This is a genomic window from Methanosarcina vacuolata Z-761 (genome assembly GCF_000969905.1).
Taxonomy (GTDB): Archaea; Halobacteriota; Methanosarcinia; order Methanosarcinales; family Methanosarcinaceae; genus Methanosarcina; species Methanosarcina vacuolata.
This window is the reverse complement of sequence record NZ_CP009520.1, coordinates 1,178,563-1,193,725: the sequence shown is the minus strand read 5'-3', so window position 1 is coordinate 1,193,725 and position 15,163 is coordinate 1,178,563. Positions and strand designations below refer to the sequence as shown.

The window sequence follows — 15,163 nt, the reverse complement described above, 5'->3', positions numbered from 1 at the left end:
TTTTGATCAGAATAAGTTAGGGAAAGATCAGACAAAATTCCAGACATTTTTTTAGTCCAGAATAATCCAGGTTTCGGTCATTTTGCTTCCGATATCCGGATCGAGCTGCATGGCTTTCGTATATTCCTTTTTGGCTTCGTCAAAGCGCCCCATCTTTCTCATAAGAAGGCCATAACTGTAGTGAATCGGGGGATAATAGGGATTCAGGACAAGAGCCTGTTCATACTGGTTCTTAGCTTCGTCAAGGCGCCCGATCTCCGAAAGAAGGTTTCCATAACTGTAATGTCCTTCGGCACTCTCGGGGTCCAGACTGAGTGCTTTCTTGTATTCCATTTCAGCTTCGTATCTTCTTCCGAAGCGGGCCAGAAGATTTGCATAATTGGAATGGACTTTTGCATCGTTCTGGTCAAGGGAAAGAGCTTCCATGTATTGTGCTTCGGCTTCTGAAACCCTGCCTTCTCTTGCAAGGAGATTTCCGTAGTTAAAAAGAGTTCTCCTGTGTCGCGGGTTAAGAGAAAGAGCTTGTCTGTATTCAACTTCGGCTTCTGAAGAGCGCCCCAGAAAAGAAAGTAAAACTCCGAAATTGTGGTGGAGGCTTGGGTCTTCAGGGTCCAGTTCTATTGCAAGCCTGTATTCCTTTTCCGCGCCCCTGAGCCTTCCCAGCTCAAAGAGCATGTTTGCATACCCTCCTCTGGCAGGGACATAGTCAGGATCTGTCGTAAGCGCTCTTGAGTAGCACTCTTCAGCTTCCCTTACATACCCGTACTCGGTCAGGAGGTAAGCATATCCTGTATTTGCTTTTACATGTTCTGGAGAAGCTTCAAGTACAATTTTATATTCCGTCTCAGCCGCTTCTGTCCTTCCAAGTTCTAAAAGAAGTTCGGCATAGGCACACCTTACATCTCCATTTTCTGGATTTTCTTTTAGAGCCTCCAGATAGCTTGCTTCAGCCTCAAGGGAAAATCCCAGAATTTGCGCTGCAGTGCCCAGCGCAAAACAGGCTTCTTCACGAAGCTTTCCGGAAGCCCTTATGAAGCAGGCTTTTGCGAAAACATATTCTTCCATAACCATTTTCTGCTGCTTACAGGCATTCGAAAGGTCAAGCAAATCATAGGGGGAAAACGATTTTTCTTCCGCAAGATCCAGGGCAAAATCAATCGCAGAACACAGATTCTTCTGATCGGATCCTATAGTCCCAATTACTTTATATACAAAGTCATCAATTGCATCGAAGTCCATATATCCGGCACCTCAGAAAAACAAACACTTTTTAGGGGGATAGGCGAAACTATCTTTGTAACATCCGGAGTATATTTTACGTTTTATAGAATATATTAGTGCGCTAGTATTGCGTACAATCTTTAGTATAATATTATTTCATTAAATAGTGCGTTAGATCACGAACATAATATTATAGCAATCGTATAACAGCCTATCCCTTTTTATCGCTAAATAAAATAGTTGCTCTCTTAAAGCAACAGTGCTTTCCTGACAAAGAGAACTTTTCATGATAGAAATAGACCTGTTAAGGCAGGGAATAGATGAAAAATAAATGAAAATTTATAAAAATATAATAATTATTGTTTGGAATTGAAAAGAAAGTTCCAGTAGAAAAACTGAAATGGAATGGAAGTAAATCGACTTTAGAGGAGAATAATTGAGAAATCAGGAAAATAGAATCTCAGAACGAAAAAAGCAGGAAAATGTAACATCAATAAGGCAGGCCAAAATTTAAAAGCATATTTTAACTATTACTAACATGTATTAAACGTTAATAAGTACTTAATCAACAATAAAGATATAAATTTAAAATTCTGAAAATGATTAGCATGTTTTTTAAACTCTTCTCGATTTTCCTAATCATCCCCGTTATTGAGCTTTATCTGCTCATCAAGATCGGGGGAATGATCGGAGCCTTAAACACCGTGCTTATTATTCTGACAACCGCAAGTCTGGGCGCTTACCTTGCAAAATCCCAGGGTCTTCGCGTGCTTCGCGAGATACAGGAAGCAACAAGCATGGGATATATGCCCGGAAACGAGCTCCTGCATGGGTTCTTTGTGTTAGTTGGAAGCTTTGCCCTTATAACTCCGGGTTTTCTGACCGATATAATAGGGCTCTCCATGCTCATACCGCAGATAAGAGGAATCTATGTGGAAATGGCAAAAGGGGTTATAAGAAAAAAGATACAGAACGGTCAGTGGCAGATGAGAATGTACACGGATTTCCGATGATCCCGGATACGTCATTTAAAATATCGGGAAAAATTGATTGTAGTGTAATATTTTGCCCTGAAACCGGAATTTTTACTTAGAATTTTTACTTAATATCTGCATCCGAAAATGAATTTTGATCTGTTTGAAATCTGCCATTTGCCATTCAAGTTATAAGCCCAAAGACATAAAGCAGCAGGGGAACCAGAAAAACCGTAATTAAGCCTGCGATTCCTATTGAAAGTCCGCTCATTGCCCCTTCGGTTTCTCCAAGTTCTATTGCCCTTGTTGTTCCAAGCGCATGGGATGCGGTGCCGATTGCGACACCAACTGCAACTTTATCTTTTATTCGGAAGCAGCGGCAGATAAACGGGCCCAAAATAGCACCTATAATTCCGGTAAATACGATTGCAGCTACTGTTATTGCAGGCAGGCCACCTATCTGTTTTGAGATTTCAATTCCTATAGGAGTAGTTACGGACTTGGGAGCAAGAGATCTGCTTATGGTATCGTCAAGCCCTAACAGGTTGGAAAGAGCAAGAATACTTGAGATCCCGGCTATGCAGCCTGCAATTATTCCTGCAAGGATAGGAAGTGCATTACTTTTCAATAGCTGGATCTTTTTATAGAGAGGTACTGCAAGAACCACAGTTGCAGGCCCCAGGAAGAAAGAAATATAATTTCCTCCAAGGTTGTAAGTTTCATAATTGATTCCAAAGAAGAGCAGGAAAACCATTACAAGTACAGAAGCCACAAGCAGAGGGTTAAGAATAGAAAACTGGGTCTTTTTATATAATAGTGTGCCTATCTGGAAAGCTACTAAAGAGAGTAAGATCCCAAACAGAGGCATATTGACAAACTCATTCAAAAAATCGGTTTGCAACTTCAGATCACCTCCTCTCTTCTATTCTCACGGGCATGCACACTTTTTGTATTCCTTCCAGATTCGTTATTATTAGCTTTATTGCCTATATTTTCTATTTGACAGGCCCTTTTTACCGGCTTTCTCCTGAAAAACCTTTGAACAAGTTCCACAGTAAGCCCTGTTACAGCCAGTATTATAAAGGTAGAAATAAGGGAAACTGCAAGAATATCAGTCATTTTTCCTTCAAGCAAGGCAAAACAGGTTATTAAGCTGGCACCTGCGGGAAGAAAGAAAAAAGCCATGTTCTCCAGTAAAAAATCACTTATTTTGTCTATCATATTGAGTTTAATTACACCTGTATACAGGCTAAAGAAAAGAATGAGCATTCCCAGGACATTGCCCGGAATTGGCAATCCTAAAGCTTTCTGCATCAGGTCACCAAGGAAATAAATGATAAGAATAATTGAAAATTGTTTTAGCAAGGTCGTTTTTCCCTCCCTGATCGAAATGGGACTACAAAATTCCTCTATATTTAATTTTTGGTTGAGCTGATCCCAAAACTCAAAATAATTTTCCATGGCCCAGATTTCGTATCCTCTTCAAATTGTATGAGTAAAAGTAAATTTTATGTATTTGCTGAAAATTTAAGAATTTAGCCAAATCTGAGAAACACATTCATGCGATGCATTCAACTCTCATAGCAGATTAGAGGCAATAATTGAGGTTGCTAAAGCCATTAAAAGTCATTGGGATGGAATTCTAAACTACTTTGATTCCAGAGTCACTAACGAAATTGTGGAAGGTATTAACAGTATTGTACAGTTGATAAAAAGAAATGCTAGAGGGTATCGAAACACTTTGTATTTTATTATTAGGATCTATCTAAAATTAAGAAAGTTAGATTTCAAACTACCCATTTGAAATGACGAAGAATCATATATTTATGACTAGAAGGAAAAATGACAAATAGGATTAGACATTCAATCCGCATGACCACGATTTTCAATTAAACTTATAATAGATGGCAATTAAAATATATTAATATATTAGAATGTGCTTGCTGCCGAAAGTAGGATCAAGGAGTTTGTTGCCATGAATCATTATTTGGGAAAATGAAACTATGGGCCAATTCCTGAACTAAAAATTGAAATTATATTTTTATCATTCCCTAACCAAAAAGTGAGGGGAAATTTTACCCTCACAGTTTAATTTTATTGAATTGTACCTAAAGAGATTAACTTATTATCTGTGCCCCAGCCCCCTTCAGATACTTGCAGATTGGCAGTAATTCCTTTTGGTACATCGAATATAGTCTGCCCCACAACTGGAAGTCCTGGTTGAATCTGTTTCAATAAAATATTTTCATTTAAAGCAGCCCAAGCTTCTGTGTCGCTTTCAAATGTTCTCCCCTCAGAGTCTATAATTTTTACATCGCTAGAGCTCATCGTTGCAGATTCTTTTCCAATGTTTTCTACAGTCATGGTTACAATGACAAAAATACCGGTTGCGGTTTGTTTTGTAAAATCATCCCCTACAGAACTTGAAGTTCTTATATCTGTTACTGTATATGCCCTATCGCCGACAACAACTCTGTCACCAACTTTATAAGTTTCAGGTGTTGGTTCAGTTGCGGCTTCAGAAGTTGTGGCAGCAGATGAATTAGAAGTTGTAGCAGCAGCGGAATCAGAAGTTGTAGCAGGTTCTTGAACCTGATTTGATGCACTATCATCGGACTTATTATTTCCACCGGATACTAAAAGACCAACTATACAAACTAAGACAAAAATTCCAAGAATGATTTTTATAATTTTGTTCAACGCCTTACACTCCATTTTTCTTTTTCAGTTGTAACTATTCAGCCTGAATAAATCAGTTGAACGATACTGATTTTGGTGAAACATGTAATTTGAGTCATAACTGATCAAGATAAAAACGCAATCAATAACCAACAATTGAAGAAAATCCTTTCAAAAAGAAGTTCTTGCTAAATCTTCTACTGAAGGCTATTGATATTATTTTATTTAGGCTGAAAAGTTATTTTTGGTCTCATTATAATATTTTCCCATCGGTATCAATATAGACTATATTCCTGTTTTGCAAGTGAATTTATCCAGCAGGAAAGCAGGCAGACAAATCGAAACTCTATCCCAAATTCCGATTTATAATACTTTTGTACAATTTTAAATCACAAAAGTATAGTTAGGATGGTTATCCATTAGCAAAATGACCAGTATCAAGTGATTATTATCTCAATTTGGCAGGGAGTTAGAATGTCAGCTTTATCGTTTTTATCCTGTTAATTCTCATCTGCCATAGTGTAAACATTTGTATACCCGTATATAAATTTTTTCAAATTAATATTATGTAATAATTTAAAATAATTTTATATATATTTTGAGAATTTAGCTAAAAAAATACCGATTTCTACATAAGTAAGGAAGAAAGTGCCGATTTTTCAGTAAAATCACAAATCTCAAGAAGTTACTGGGCAGAAAATTTGTATCCTCTCAAATTGAGTGGAAATCCTTTAATTTACACTCAATGAACTTTTTGATGGTCCATTTTTATTTGATTGGCGTTTTAAAACACCTGAATGTCAGCAATTCCTTTAAGGTCCATATTGAGTCCACAATTCCTGCCTCTCTTGCAGGTGTATTTTTACATTCAACCCCTCTTTCATCTTTGTACCTTAATCCTCCATGACATCTACAGAAGGTAAAATGCGTGCAATATAACCTCATTTGATACTCTAACCATTTTTTCGTTTTTGAAAACCCTATTGTTTTTCTTGAAATTCTGTTGTTATCCTGCCTAAAAGAGGGATTTTATAAGAAAGATGTTTTTAACTGACTCAACTAACTTATCCGCAACATACTGTCATTTACTTTATCGCATTGGTTAGCTGCACGAGCTAACCATCGTTTTACACTGGCAGATTCTACCTCTAAAACATCGGCAATGTCTTCAATGCTCATACCTTTCATAGACATTTTTAAAGCTAAATCAATAGTTTTCTCAGCTTTCCGAAGATTATGATAAAAAGTATCTGTATGGTCGTTGAATACTTTACTGCAATTGCGGCAAAGATATCTTCTTGTTTTTTCTCCACGACTTATGTAAGTTCCATTTCCAACAACATTGCCTTGGTTAGTAAGACCATAGAGTTTGCAGTTTTTGTTCGTACAAGCAACGTTAATGAATCGTGGTTTTGGACCTCGTTTCCCAATAGTATAAATATATAAGGTTCTTCGTTGTTTTGTGTGGATATCCTCATAATATTCTCATAAAAACCAATGCGGTCTTGAATTGAAAATCATCTTATCCATAGGGAATGACGAAGACCCATATAAATTTTTAGATATATATTATTAATTCGATAAAAATTGATAATCTAAAAAAAGAAGTTATAGGCAATTTCGGTCGTCCAGTGTTATATGGTTGATATTGCCATGGTTAAGTATTCAATGACAAATACTTGCGTTTTTGTGCAAGAAACGCAAGTCAGCTTCAGTTGCACTGAGGATCGGAACAAAATGACCTAAAAACTACTTTACGAGCATCTTGGGAATAATATCAACCAAATAATAAAGGACGACCTAACGGTTGCAAATAGCAAAAAAGAAAAATATACAAATAAAAAATATACAAATAAAAAAAATAATATATTGAATATTATTGAATATTAATGTATTGAATATGATCCAAATAAACGGACTGGAATACAATATTTCTAACCAGATGGTACTATTCTGAGTTAACAAACATCTGCTTCATCAGATTTCCCGGCGCATAAATGGTTGTGGAAACCCCTCAAAGCGAAATATATAAATAATATTATCGCTTTAGGAGTGTTCGCGATGAGGTGGGTAACAACCACATCCGATTGTATGAGCCGCTTTAACTCAGTTGGTAGAGTGTCTGGCTGTTAACCAGAATGTCGTAGGTTCGAGCCCTGCAAGCGGCGTAAAATTTTTGCATTTCTTATTTCTTACACAATTCTTTCCAGAATAGATATAACATATGCAAAAACTTTATTATTTAAACCATACTATAAGCTACTAATAACATCATAGAATCGATAAGGGCCTGTAGCTCAGTCAGGTTAGAGCGCTCGGCTCATAACCGAGCGGTCACCGGTTCAAATCCGGTCAGGCCCATAAACTATATATCCAAAGAATCTCTTGTATAAGAAGGTTCAAGAGTAGAATAATAACTTTCCTATCGAAAAGCCGCTTTAACTCAGTTGGTAGAGTGTCTGGCTGTTAACCAGAATGTCGTAGGTTCGAGCCCTGCAAGCGGCGTAAGACTCTTACGTTTTTAATTAAATTCAAATTATTATTCTCTTGCTGTTTTGCTTTTTGTCAATTGAAGTTGAAAATTTTTTTCTAAACTCGGCTTTAGATTTTATCTTATCTTCGCCTGCCTATTAATTAAATTTTAGATTTTCTGAGTCCAGTTCATAGTCAAATTCTTTTTTATAAATCACTTTGTGGAGTCCGAATTTTCAGCAGAATATTAATAAATTCGACTCCTGAATAGACATGCGCCAATACTGAGCGGAAAAATTATAAATTTCCTGAGAGGGATAAGGTAGTAAGAAGAATTATAGATAATACATAAATACACTTTAACAGTATTACTACCATCCAACTAATTATGATTCAATAAAACTGAGGTTTATACATATGGTTTTAATTAACAAAGAGGATGTAACCGTACCTCTGGATGTCCCGAAAGCAATGCGTGAAACGTACGCGAACAATTATATGGAGATGACCCGGGGAACCGGCAGGCTAATGCTTTTTGCAGGCGACCAGAAAGTAGAGCATCTGAACGATGATTTTTACGGCGAAGGGGTCCCTGTGGATGATGCTGATCCCGAACACCTTTTCAGGATAGCATCCCAGTCAAAAATCGGAGTTTTTGCAACCCAGCTCGGACTTATTGCCCGCTACGGCATGGACTATAGGGACTTGCCATATCTTGTAAAGGTAAACTCCAAGACCAATCTCGTCGAGACTGCACAGGCTGATCCTTTTAGCAACCTCTGGTATGACATTGACCAGGTCGTTGAGTTTAAGGAAAACAGTGGGCTCAATATCCTTGGCGTAGGATATACAATCTATCTTGGCAGCGAATTCGAAGCTGACATGCTTGTTCAGGCCGCTCAGGTAATTTATGATGCTCACCAGCATGGACTGTTATCCGTGCTCTGGATCTACCCACGCGGTGAAGCTGTAAAAGATGAAAAAGACCCACACCTTATTGCAGGAGCAACAGGAGTCGGAGCCTGCCTTGGTACGGACTTTGTAAAGGTCAATTACCCGAAAAAAGAAGGGGCAAAGTCTGCCGAGGTCTTTAAGGAAGCTATCAAAGCTGCAGGGCGTACTAAGGTCGTTTGCGCAGGCGGTTCCAGTGACGAAGCTGAAGCTTTCCTGAAAAAGCTCTATGACCAGATTCATGTTTCCGGAGCACAGGGAAATGCAACCGGAAGAAACATTCACCAGAAGCCTCTTGATGAAGCTGTCCGCATGTGTAATGCTGTCTATGCAATAACAGTTGAAGATGCAAGCGTCGCAGATGCCCTTAATATCTATAAGGGCAAATAATAATATCTATAGAAGCCTGCAGAATATCAATACGAATTCTTAAGGCTGCATTGATTAATAGGTTGGGCATTAAAGGTCGTGAAAATATGCAAATTCCGGACCATAAAACAAAGATCGTCTGCACCATAGGCCCTGCTTCCTCTTCCGAGGAAATGATCAGGAAACTTGTACTTGCTGGCATGAACGTGGCGAGGATCAATTTTTCCCACGGGAGTTTCGAAAGCCATGGCGAAGTAATCCGGAGAGTCCGCAAGGTTGCAGAGGAACTTGACAGGACAGTTGCGATTCTCGCCGACCTGCCAGGCCCTAAGATCCGTATAGGCAAACTGGAAAAAGAACCTATCGTGCTCCATAAAGGAAACCCTGTGACCCTTACGGTTGACGAGACTGCCGGAAATGATACACGCATTCCTGTAAGCTACAAGCAGCTTCCGGAAAGCGTGGCTCCAGGGAGCCTTATTTACTTAAACGACGGGTTTATCCAGCTTCGCTGCCTGGAAATTTCGGGAAAAGATGTGCGTTGTGAGGTCCTTATAGGGGGTCCACTCTATTCTCATAAAGGGCTAAATCTACCAGGGGCAAAGATCTTAGTTGATCCTATAACGGGAAGGGATCTTGAAATTCTTGATTTTGCCCTTCGCGAGGGGATCGACACTTTCAGCATTTCTTTTATAGAAAGTGCGGAAGATATTCGTAAGGTCCGGAATTTTGCTGCAGCTAAAGAAAAGTCTGTATATATTGTTGCTAAAATCGAACGCAGGCAGGCTGTCGAGAATATCCAGGAAATTCTAAAAGAAACCGATGCTCTCATGATTGCCAGAGGAGATCTTGGGGTCGAAATACCTATCCAGGAAGTTCCTTCAGTCCAGAAGGAACTTATCTATAGCGCAAAACTTCTTGGAATTCCGGTAATTACAGCCACTCAAATGCTGGCCTCAATGACTGATAATATAAGGCCTACCCGCGCAGAAGCAACCGATGTTGCCAATGCAATCCTTGATGGCACGGATGCTGTCATGCTTTCGGAAGAGACGGCAGTTGGGAATTATCCTGTGGAAGCTGTTGAAATGATGGCAAAAATTGCAAAAACCACAGAAAACTGGCGTTCCAGGACAAAATGGGGACTTGACACTATTCTCAAGGGCATAACAGCAAGAGAGATGTCAGTGGATGAGGTAATACCCCTCCAGGTGCATGAAGCCCTGCAAAAACTGCCGGTTGCAGCCGTACTGACCCCAACCCGAAGTGGAGCAACACCCCGCAGGATCTCGCGTTTTAAGCCTGATACCTGGATCCTTGCTTTCAGCCGCGTCCCGAGAACCTGCAGCTTCCTCTCTTTATCCTATGGTGTTTATCCTGTTGCTGTAAAAGAAAATATTGAAAGCTGGGAAAAAGAGACTACTGAGAAAGCCAAAGAACTTGGATTTGTTAAAAGCAGAGACATTGTTGTTTTCACCCAGGGCCCGTCTTCAGGAAAACCCGGAGGCACAAATATGCTTAAAATCCTCACCCTTGAGTGAAAAAGTCGGTCTATCCATTCGTGGCAAACAACCCCAGTTTAAACCCAATTCCAGATCTTAGATTCAGTACTCGGTTTTATGAGAAAAATATCAGGAAAAGTTCTTATCTTAACAAATCTCAAACCAGTATGTTTAAGTCGGTATGTTTAGATATCAAGTACGTGATTTTTACTGTCAGAATGTTTAAGTCGATATGTTTAGATATCAAGTACGTGATTTTTACTGTCAGAATGTTCAAGCCGATATGTTTAGATATCAGGTGCATGATTTCTATGGTCAAATGTTTAAGACAATATGTTTAGATATCATATGCATGATTTCTACTGTCCGAAAAATTAATTTTATGTAATGAGGTTTCATTGATGAAACAAAAGGACCCAGCAACAAAAAACCAGAGATATCTGGCTGTTTTTTTGGCATTCACAATGCTTTTGTCAGCCGGTGCGATCTTCTTTTCAGGTAACTCAAATAAAGATAAGAGTGATAATGCTTCTTCTTCCGGAAATCTGGAGGAAAATAATACGATCGCTTTTTCTCAAATTCCTGGCAGACAGGTCCACCATGAATTCAACTCCATTGCCGACGGGTTAAACATGTCCCCTGAAGGGGTAGTAAGCGCTTCATATGTAGACCTTCAGAGAACGACAGGGACTCCATTTGAACAATTCTTTGGGAATCAAACAATTATGTATTCTCTATATGGGGCAGACGTAACCAAACGCTATGGGGCACGTTATGCTGATGGTAATGGGTTCGAACTCCACCAGATTCCGGAGCATAAAATGATAATGCCCTGGGGAGCAGTCCAGTACGATAACTACAGTCTCCTTGCAAGGACAAATAATACCTATGACATTTGGAATGTAGCCGGAAGCCCTGTGATCCTTGGTTCTCGCCAGAGCGTGCAAGATGTGATTGATGTGCTGCAAGGAAACGCAACTGCTTCAACCGAATACAATAGCCTCCTGAGCCAGGCGAATACTGAAGGAAGCCTCTACCAGGAATTGACCGTAAAGACAAATAATTCTACTTTTCCGGCCGATCAACGCTACATGGATATCAAAAAACTGGATGACGGCAGTTACAGTCAGACGTTCCTTTACCTTAATCCCGAATCCAACTTCACTGATGAGATTAAGGCTCTGCAGGCAAACTCCACCGAACGCGGAGTAACCTACAACGTAACTACCTCAGGAAACATTACCAAAATGATGATTACTTCCGACTTTAGAAGCTTACTTAATGAAACAGAAATGCTTTCACAGTAAACTCCTAAATTTTTTCTTTTTTAAATGTCCTTATTTTTAAATGTCCTTAATTTGTTAACATTTTGCATTTTCAATACTATTTTCCGGCGTCTGACCCCGTTTATGTTTAGATATTTCATCCTTAATGTTTCGGTTTGACATCCTTCTTTTATTTCACATATACTATTTTTATTCCAGCTTTTTATTTAATTTTCTTTTTGCTACTTCGGCTAAAAGAAGAATCATCTATTTCTACCTCCAGACCAATCTTCTAAATAGGGAGTGATATTATTGGGCTTTCTAGACAGCTTATTCAAAAAGAAAATTGAGGGCAAGACCGCAGAGGAATGGTACAGGCTTGCGACCAGCGAAACCGATCCCGAAAAAAAGATTGAGTATTTTGATAAGGTTCTGAAGCTGAAACCTGATTTTGCAGGAGTCTGGAACCTCAGAGGACTTGAATATGTAATTCTCGGAAGATACGAAGAAGCTATTGCCTCTTTTGATAAAGCCCTTGAGATACGGCCTGTCTACCCGGAAGCAAAGTACAATAAAGAAGATGCAGAAACCGAATTAAGAAAGATGAGGGTATCCGAAGCAAAAGCCGGAGAAAGAGGAGGAGAATCAATTACAGAAGAGAAAGAAATGTAAAGGAAGTAACTTAATTTTAAAACAGCGAAGGAGAATCCCCACTACTTTATTGGTGGGATAAATCCGTCAACTGCAACAGATTACATTTACTGATGACGTTTTTAATCATATAAACTTGACAATAGAAATCTGTATTCTATTGTCAAGTTTTGCTCTGGAAGCTGCAAATGCTACAAGAGCCGCTTGACTTTGCTATTGAACTCTGAGTCTGGGGTTCTGTAGAGAAATTATTCTACAGGTAAAACTTGGAACGGTGTATGCGAGACACGACTAAATAATCGCTCTTTTGCGCACCTATTCTTCTTTTCTTCGTTTTTCATACAACTTATTCTTTTCTCCGGTTTTTCATACAACTTATTCTTTTCTCCGGTTTTTCGTACAACTTATTCCTTTCTCCGGTTTTTCGTACAACTTATTCCTTTCTCCGGTTTTTCACACAACTTATTCTTTTCTCCATATTTCCATCCAGATTATTTCTTTCCGCGGTTCAGCGCCTGGAGTCCAATTTTTACGGGCCCTGGGAGTTTACCGCATTGCATGACTTTCATATGTTCAGGAGAAATGAGTTTGAAAGCTGCATTCATCAGAGTATCGGATTTCATAATCCCATCCATAAGCTTCCTTGCCTGTACCGATGTTTCCAGTGTGGGTCCGAACTGAGCTCGCCAGCGGCGGTCGTAGTCTTCAAGCCGGCACATCCCGAATGTAAACTCGGCTGCAGTTTCTCCCGCTACTTTTCCCGCAATCATTGCAGGAGGAATTCCACCCCCGTTTGTTGCAAAAACATGACCTGCTGCGTCCCCTACAATCAGCGTGTTTTCAGTTGAGGTTCTTTCAGGAGCGCCATTTACAGGGATAATGCCTGCAATAACGTTCATAATTATGCAGTTTTTCAGTTTTGGTCCTGCAAGCGGATGGTCACGCATAAAACGGTGCAGGTACTCTTTTGCAGAAACACCTTTCTCAGCCATACCGCTTCGGATACCGATTCCAACATTTGCCCGGTCCTGGCCTTCGGGAAAAATCCATGCATAGCCACCAGGCACAAAATCCTTTCCGAAATACATTTCCAGGGAAGAGGGATCAATATCCACATTTCTGACCTGGTATTCGAGAGCAACCGATGTTTCCCTTGATTCGGGCTTAAGGGCAAGACCTTTTGATTTTGCTACAAGGGAATTGGGACCATCAGCTCCAATAATCGCTTTTGCTTTAATTCTGTGTTTCCCAAAGACTCCTGAAGTTTCAACAGTTGTTCCCTCAATTTTCGTTACGCGGGTTTTAATCATCAGTTCCGCTCCTGTTTTTGCTGCCTGTTCGGCAAGGAACTGGTCATACCTGCGCCGGTCGAGGACTGTCCCCCTGACAGCGAACTCTTTTGTATTACAGTTTGGAGTGACAATACGCTGAGTATCAATACGCTGCAGCACACAGGAATCAGGGTAGTTTTTCAGTGTGTCTGGGAGCCTGGCTTCACGGATCAGGGCCTGGACTTCCGAAGCATCGGGGAGGAAGCCGGCACACTGAATAGGGCTCCCTATTTCTCTTTTTTTATCAAGAAGAAGCACCGAGGCGCCTTTCTTTGCAGCATACATTGCGGCTGTAGAACCTGCAGGGCCTGCGCCAACAACGATTACATCATAAGAGGCTTCAGGGATCATCAAAGGGTCTTCCTGTTATTCTTTTTAGCTCTGCAATTTACAGGGAATTGTTTATTAATTCTTTCCTGAAACTCACAAATAAAGTCAATTAGTTATAATAGAGATCTCACGAAGAGAAAGATATAAATACAATTACATAGTACAACGGTTACCGGCTTCCTGTGCCGAAGAAAGAATTAAGGAGCAAGGAAAAAATGAGACAGATAGCAATTTACGGAAAAGGTGGAATAGGAAAGTCCACTACCACGCAAAATCTGACTGCGGCCCTTTCGACTATGGGCAATAAAATTTTGCTTGTAGGATGTGACCCAAAAGCAGATTCCACCAGAATGCTGCTTGGCGGCCTGAACCAGAAAACTGTACTTGATACACTTAGAAGTGAAGGAGATGAGGGAGTTGACCTTGAGACTGTCTTACAGCCGGGATTTGGTGGCATAAAGTGTGTGGAATCAGGAGGACCTGAACCGGGTGTCGGATGTGCAGGCAGGGGAATTATCACTTCAATCGGGCTACTCGAAAACCTTGGAGCATATACCGAGGACCTTGACTATGTATTCTACGACGTACTTGGTGATGTCGTATGCGGTGGATTTGCAATGCCTATCCGCGAAGGAAAAGCAAAAGAGATTTACATAGTTGCCAGTGGAGAACTGATGGCTATCTATGCTGCAAATAACATTTGTAAAGGACTTGCTAAGTTTGCCAAGGGTGGAGCCCGTCTGGGAGGCATCATCTGCAACAGCAGGAAGGTAGATGGAGAACGTGAACTCCTCGAAGCTTTCGCGAAGAAACTTGGAAGTCATCTAATTCACTTCGTGCCCAGGGACAACATTGTCCAGAGAGCAGAAATTAACAGAAAGACTGTAATTGACTTTGACCCTGAATCCGACCAGGCAAAAGAGTACCTGACCCTTGCCGAAAACGTCCAGAACAACACCAAACTTGTTGTCCCGACTCCGCTTCCAATGGAAGAATTAGAGGCCATGATGGTTGAATTCGGAATTGTTGAGATCTGATGGTTGAGTTCGGAACTGTAAATATATAATTATTGAGTGAAAAGGAGTTAAAAATTATGCAGATGATACGTGCAATCATCAGACCAGGAATGGAAACCAAAGTTATCGAGAGCCTTGAAAAAGAAGGTTGTATTTCTCTTACAAAAATGGAAGTCTTCGGAAGAGGGAAGCAGAAAGGGATCCATATAGCAGACATCAACTATGATGAACTGCAGAAGACCATGCTTCTAATGGTGGTAGAAGACGAACATAAAGACAGGGCTATAAAGACTATAATGGAGTCCGCCAGGACTGGAAAATACGGAGACGGTAGGATCTTCGTAACCCCTGTGGAAGAAGCCTATACCATAAGGACTGGAAAACCAGGACTTTAAAGCCGGA

The 15,163-nt window shown here is 40.1% G+C and carries 12 protein-coding genes, 3 tRNA genes and 2 pseudogenes; 11 read left to right on the top strand and 6 right to left on the bottom strand.

What is annotated here, in order from left to right:
- Positions 1-51 precede the first annotated feature (51 nt).
- Complete coding sequence (locus tag MSVAZ_RS05150) at positions 52-1,239, bottom strand: tetratricopeptide repeat protein (protein ID WP_048118864.1); 1,188 nt, start codon at positions 1,237-1,239, stop codon at positions 52-54.
- Positions 1,240-1,829: 590 nt separating this feature from the next.
- Here MSVAZ_RS05150 and MSVAZ_RS05145 point away from each other — a divergent pair.
- Positions 1,830-2,234 carry an FxsA family protein gene (locus tag MSVAZ_RS05145; protein WP_048118861.1) on the top strand — a complete coding sequence of 135 codons (405 nt, stop codon included), beginning with the start codon at positions 1,830-1,832 and terminating at the stop codon, positions 2,232-2,234.
- 145 nt (positions 2,235-2,379) lie between these two features.
- On the opposite strand, the gene MSVAZ_RS05140 is transcribed toward MSVAZ_RS05145, so the two are convergent.
- Together MSVAZ_RS05140 and MSVAZ_RS05135 are read right to left on the bottom strand one after the other, a co-directional pair.
- Entirely contained in the window at positions 2,380-3,096 is a 717-nt protein-coding gene (locus MSVAZ_RS05140; protein ID WP_048118859.1) for an LrgB family protein, read from the bottom strand.
- Between the two features lie 2 nt (positions 3,097-3,098).
- A complete protein-coding gene (locus MSVAZ_RS05135; protein ID WP_231592453.1) occupies positions 3,099-3,509 on the bottom strand; it encodes a CidA/LrgA family protein in 411 nt (136 codons plus the stop codon).
- A 262-nt stretch (positions 3,510-3,771) separates the two neighbouring features.
- On the opposite strand from MSVAZ_RS05135, the pseudogene MSVAZ_RS19260 reads away from it, so the two are divergent.
- Positions 3,772-3,999: pseudogene (locus MSVAZ_RS19260) on the top strand (transposase); the annotation flags it as partial.
- A 290-nt stretch (positions 4,000-4,289) separates the two neighbouring features.
- On the opposite strand, the gene MSVAZ_RS05130 reads toward MSVAZ_RS19260, so the two are convergent.
- Both MSVAZ_RS05130 and MSVAZ_RS19255 read right to left on the bottom strand, forming a co-directional pair.
- Positions 4,290-4,895 (bottom strand): DUF4352 domain-containing protein, encoded by a 606-nt coding sequence (locus MSVAZ_RS05130; protein WP_048118857.1) that lies wholly within the window; start codon positions 4,893-4,895, stop codon positions 4,290-4,292.
- A gap of 747 nt (positions 4,896-5,642) precedes the next feature.
- Positions 5,643-6,305: pseudogene (locus MSVAZ_RS19255) on the bottom strand (transposase).
- Positions 6,306-6,969: 664 nt separating this feature from the next.
- Here MSVAZ_RS19255 and MSVAZ_RS05125 point away from each other — a divergent pair.
- The 7 genes from MSVAZ_RS05125 (at position 6,970) to MSVAZ_RS05095 (ending at position 12,105) form a co-directional block, all read left to right on the top strand.
- Positions 6,970-7,042, top strand: a tRNA-Asn gene (locus tag MSVAZ_RS05125).
- Between the two features lie 118 nt (positions 7,043-7,160).
- Positions 7,161-7,235: transfer RNA gene (locus MSVAZ_RS05120), tRNA-Ile, on the top strand.
- A 71-nt stretch (positions 7,236-7,306) separates the two neighbouring features.
- Positions 7,307-7,379: transfer RNA gene (locus MSVAZ_RS05115), tRNA-Asn, on the top strand.
- Between the two features lie 384 nt (positions 7,380-7,763).
- Positions 7,764-8,687, top strand: a complete 924-nt coding sequence (locus MSVAZ_RS05110; protein ID WP_048118850.1) for a beta/alpha barrel domain-containing protein — start codon at positions 7,764-7,766, stop codon at positions 8,685-8,687.
- 86 nt (positions 8,688-8,773) lie between these two features.
- Positions 8,774-10,207: a pyruvate kinase gene (pyk, locus tag MSVAZ_RS05105; RefSeq protein WP_048118848.1), complete on the top strand. Its 1,434-nt coding sequence runs from the start codon at positions 8,774-8,776 to the stop codon at positions 10,205-10,207.
- A gap of 362 nt (positions 10,208-10,569) precedes the next feature.
- Complete coding sequence (locus MSVAZ_RS05100) at positions 10,570-11,475, top strand: hypothetical protein (protein ID WP_048118845.1); 906 nt, start codon at positions 10,570-10,572, stop codon at positions 11,473-11,475.
- Positions 11,476-11,745: 270 nt separating this feature from the next.
- A complete protein-coding gene (locus MSVAZ_RS05095; RefSeq protein WP_048118844.1) occupies positions 11,746-12,105 on the top strand; it encodes a tetratricopeptide repeat protein in 360 nt (119 codons plus the stop codon).
- Between the two features lie 470 nt (positions 12,106-12,575).
- Here MSVAZ_RS05095 and MSVAZ_RS05090 read toward each other — a convergent pair whose 3' ends face one another.
- Complete coding sequence (locus MSVAZ_RS05090) at positions 12,576-13,766, bottom strand: geranylgeranyl reductase family protein (protein ID WP_048118843.1); 1,191 nt, start codon at positions 13,764-13,766, stop codon at positions 12,576-12,578.
- Positions 13,767-13,960: 194 nt separating this feature from the next.
- Here MSVAZ_RS05090 and nifH point away from each other — a divergent pair, with 194 nt between their 5' ends.
- On the top strand, positions 13,961-14,782 hold the full coding sequence (gene nifH, locus MSVAZ_RS05085; RefSeq protein ID WP_048118840.1) for a nitrogenase iron protein: 822 nt from the start codon (positions 13,961-13,963) through the stop codon (positions 14,780-14,782).
- A 56-nt stretch (positions 14,783-14,838) separates the two neighbouring features.
- Positions 14,839-15,156: a P-II family nitrogen regulator gene (locus MSVAZ_RS05080; RefSeq protein WP_048118837.1), complete on the top strand. Its 318-nt coding sequence runs from the start codon at positions 14,839-14,841 to the stop codon at positions 15,154-15,156.
- The last annotated feature ends 7 nt before the right edge of the window (positions 15,157-15,163 follow it).

What these genes read in the sequence shown, in the direction of transcription:
- MSVAZ_RS05150 (WP_048118864.1), bottom strand. Translation starts at nt 1,239, where the DNA reads ATGGACTTCGATGCAATTGATGACTTTGTATATAAAGTAATTGGGACT.
- MSVAZ_RS05145 (WP_048118861.1), top strand. Translation starts at nt 1,830, where the DNA reads ATGTTTTTTAAACTCTTCTCGATTTTCCTAATCATCCCCGTTATTGAG.
- MSVAZ_RS05135 (WP_231592453.1), bottom strand. Translation starts at nt 3,509, where the DNA reads ATGCAGAAAGCTTTAGGATTGCCAATTCCGGGCAATGTCCTGGGAATG.
- MSVAZ_RS05110 (WP_048118850.1), top strand. Translation starts at nt 7,764, where the DNA reads ATGGTTTTAATTAACAAAGAGGATGTAACCGTACCTCTGGATGTCCCG.
- pyk (WP_048118848.1), top strand. Translation starts at nt 8,774, where the DNA reads ATGCAAATTCCGGACCATAAAACAAAGATCGTCTGCACCATAGGCCCT.
- MSVAZ_RS05100 (WP_048118845.1), top strand. Translation starts at nt 10,570, where the DNA reads ATGAAACAAAAGGACCCAGCAACAAAAAACCAGAGATATCTGGCTGTT.
- MSVAZ_RS05090 (WP_048118843.1), bottom strand. Translation starts at nt 13,766, where the DNA reads ATGATCCCTGAAGCCTCTTATGATGTAATCGTTGTTGGCGCAGGCCCT.
- nifH (WP_048118840.1), top strand. Translation starts at nt 13,961, where the DNA reads ATGAGACAGATAGCAATTTACGGAAAAGGTGGAATAGGAAAGTCCACT.
- MSVAZ_RS05080 (WP_048118837.1), top strand. Translation starts at nt 14,839, where the DNA reads ATGCAGATGATACGTGCAATCATCAGACCAGGAATGGAAACCAAAGTT.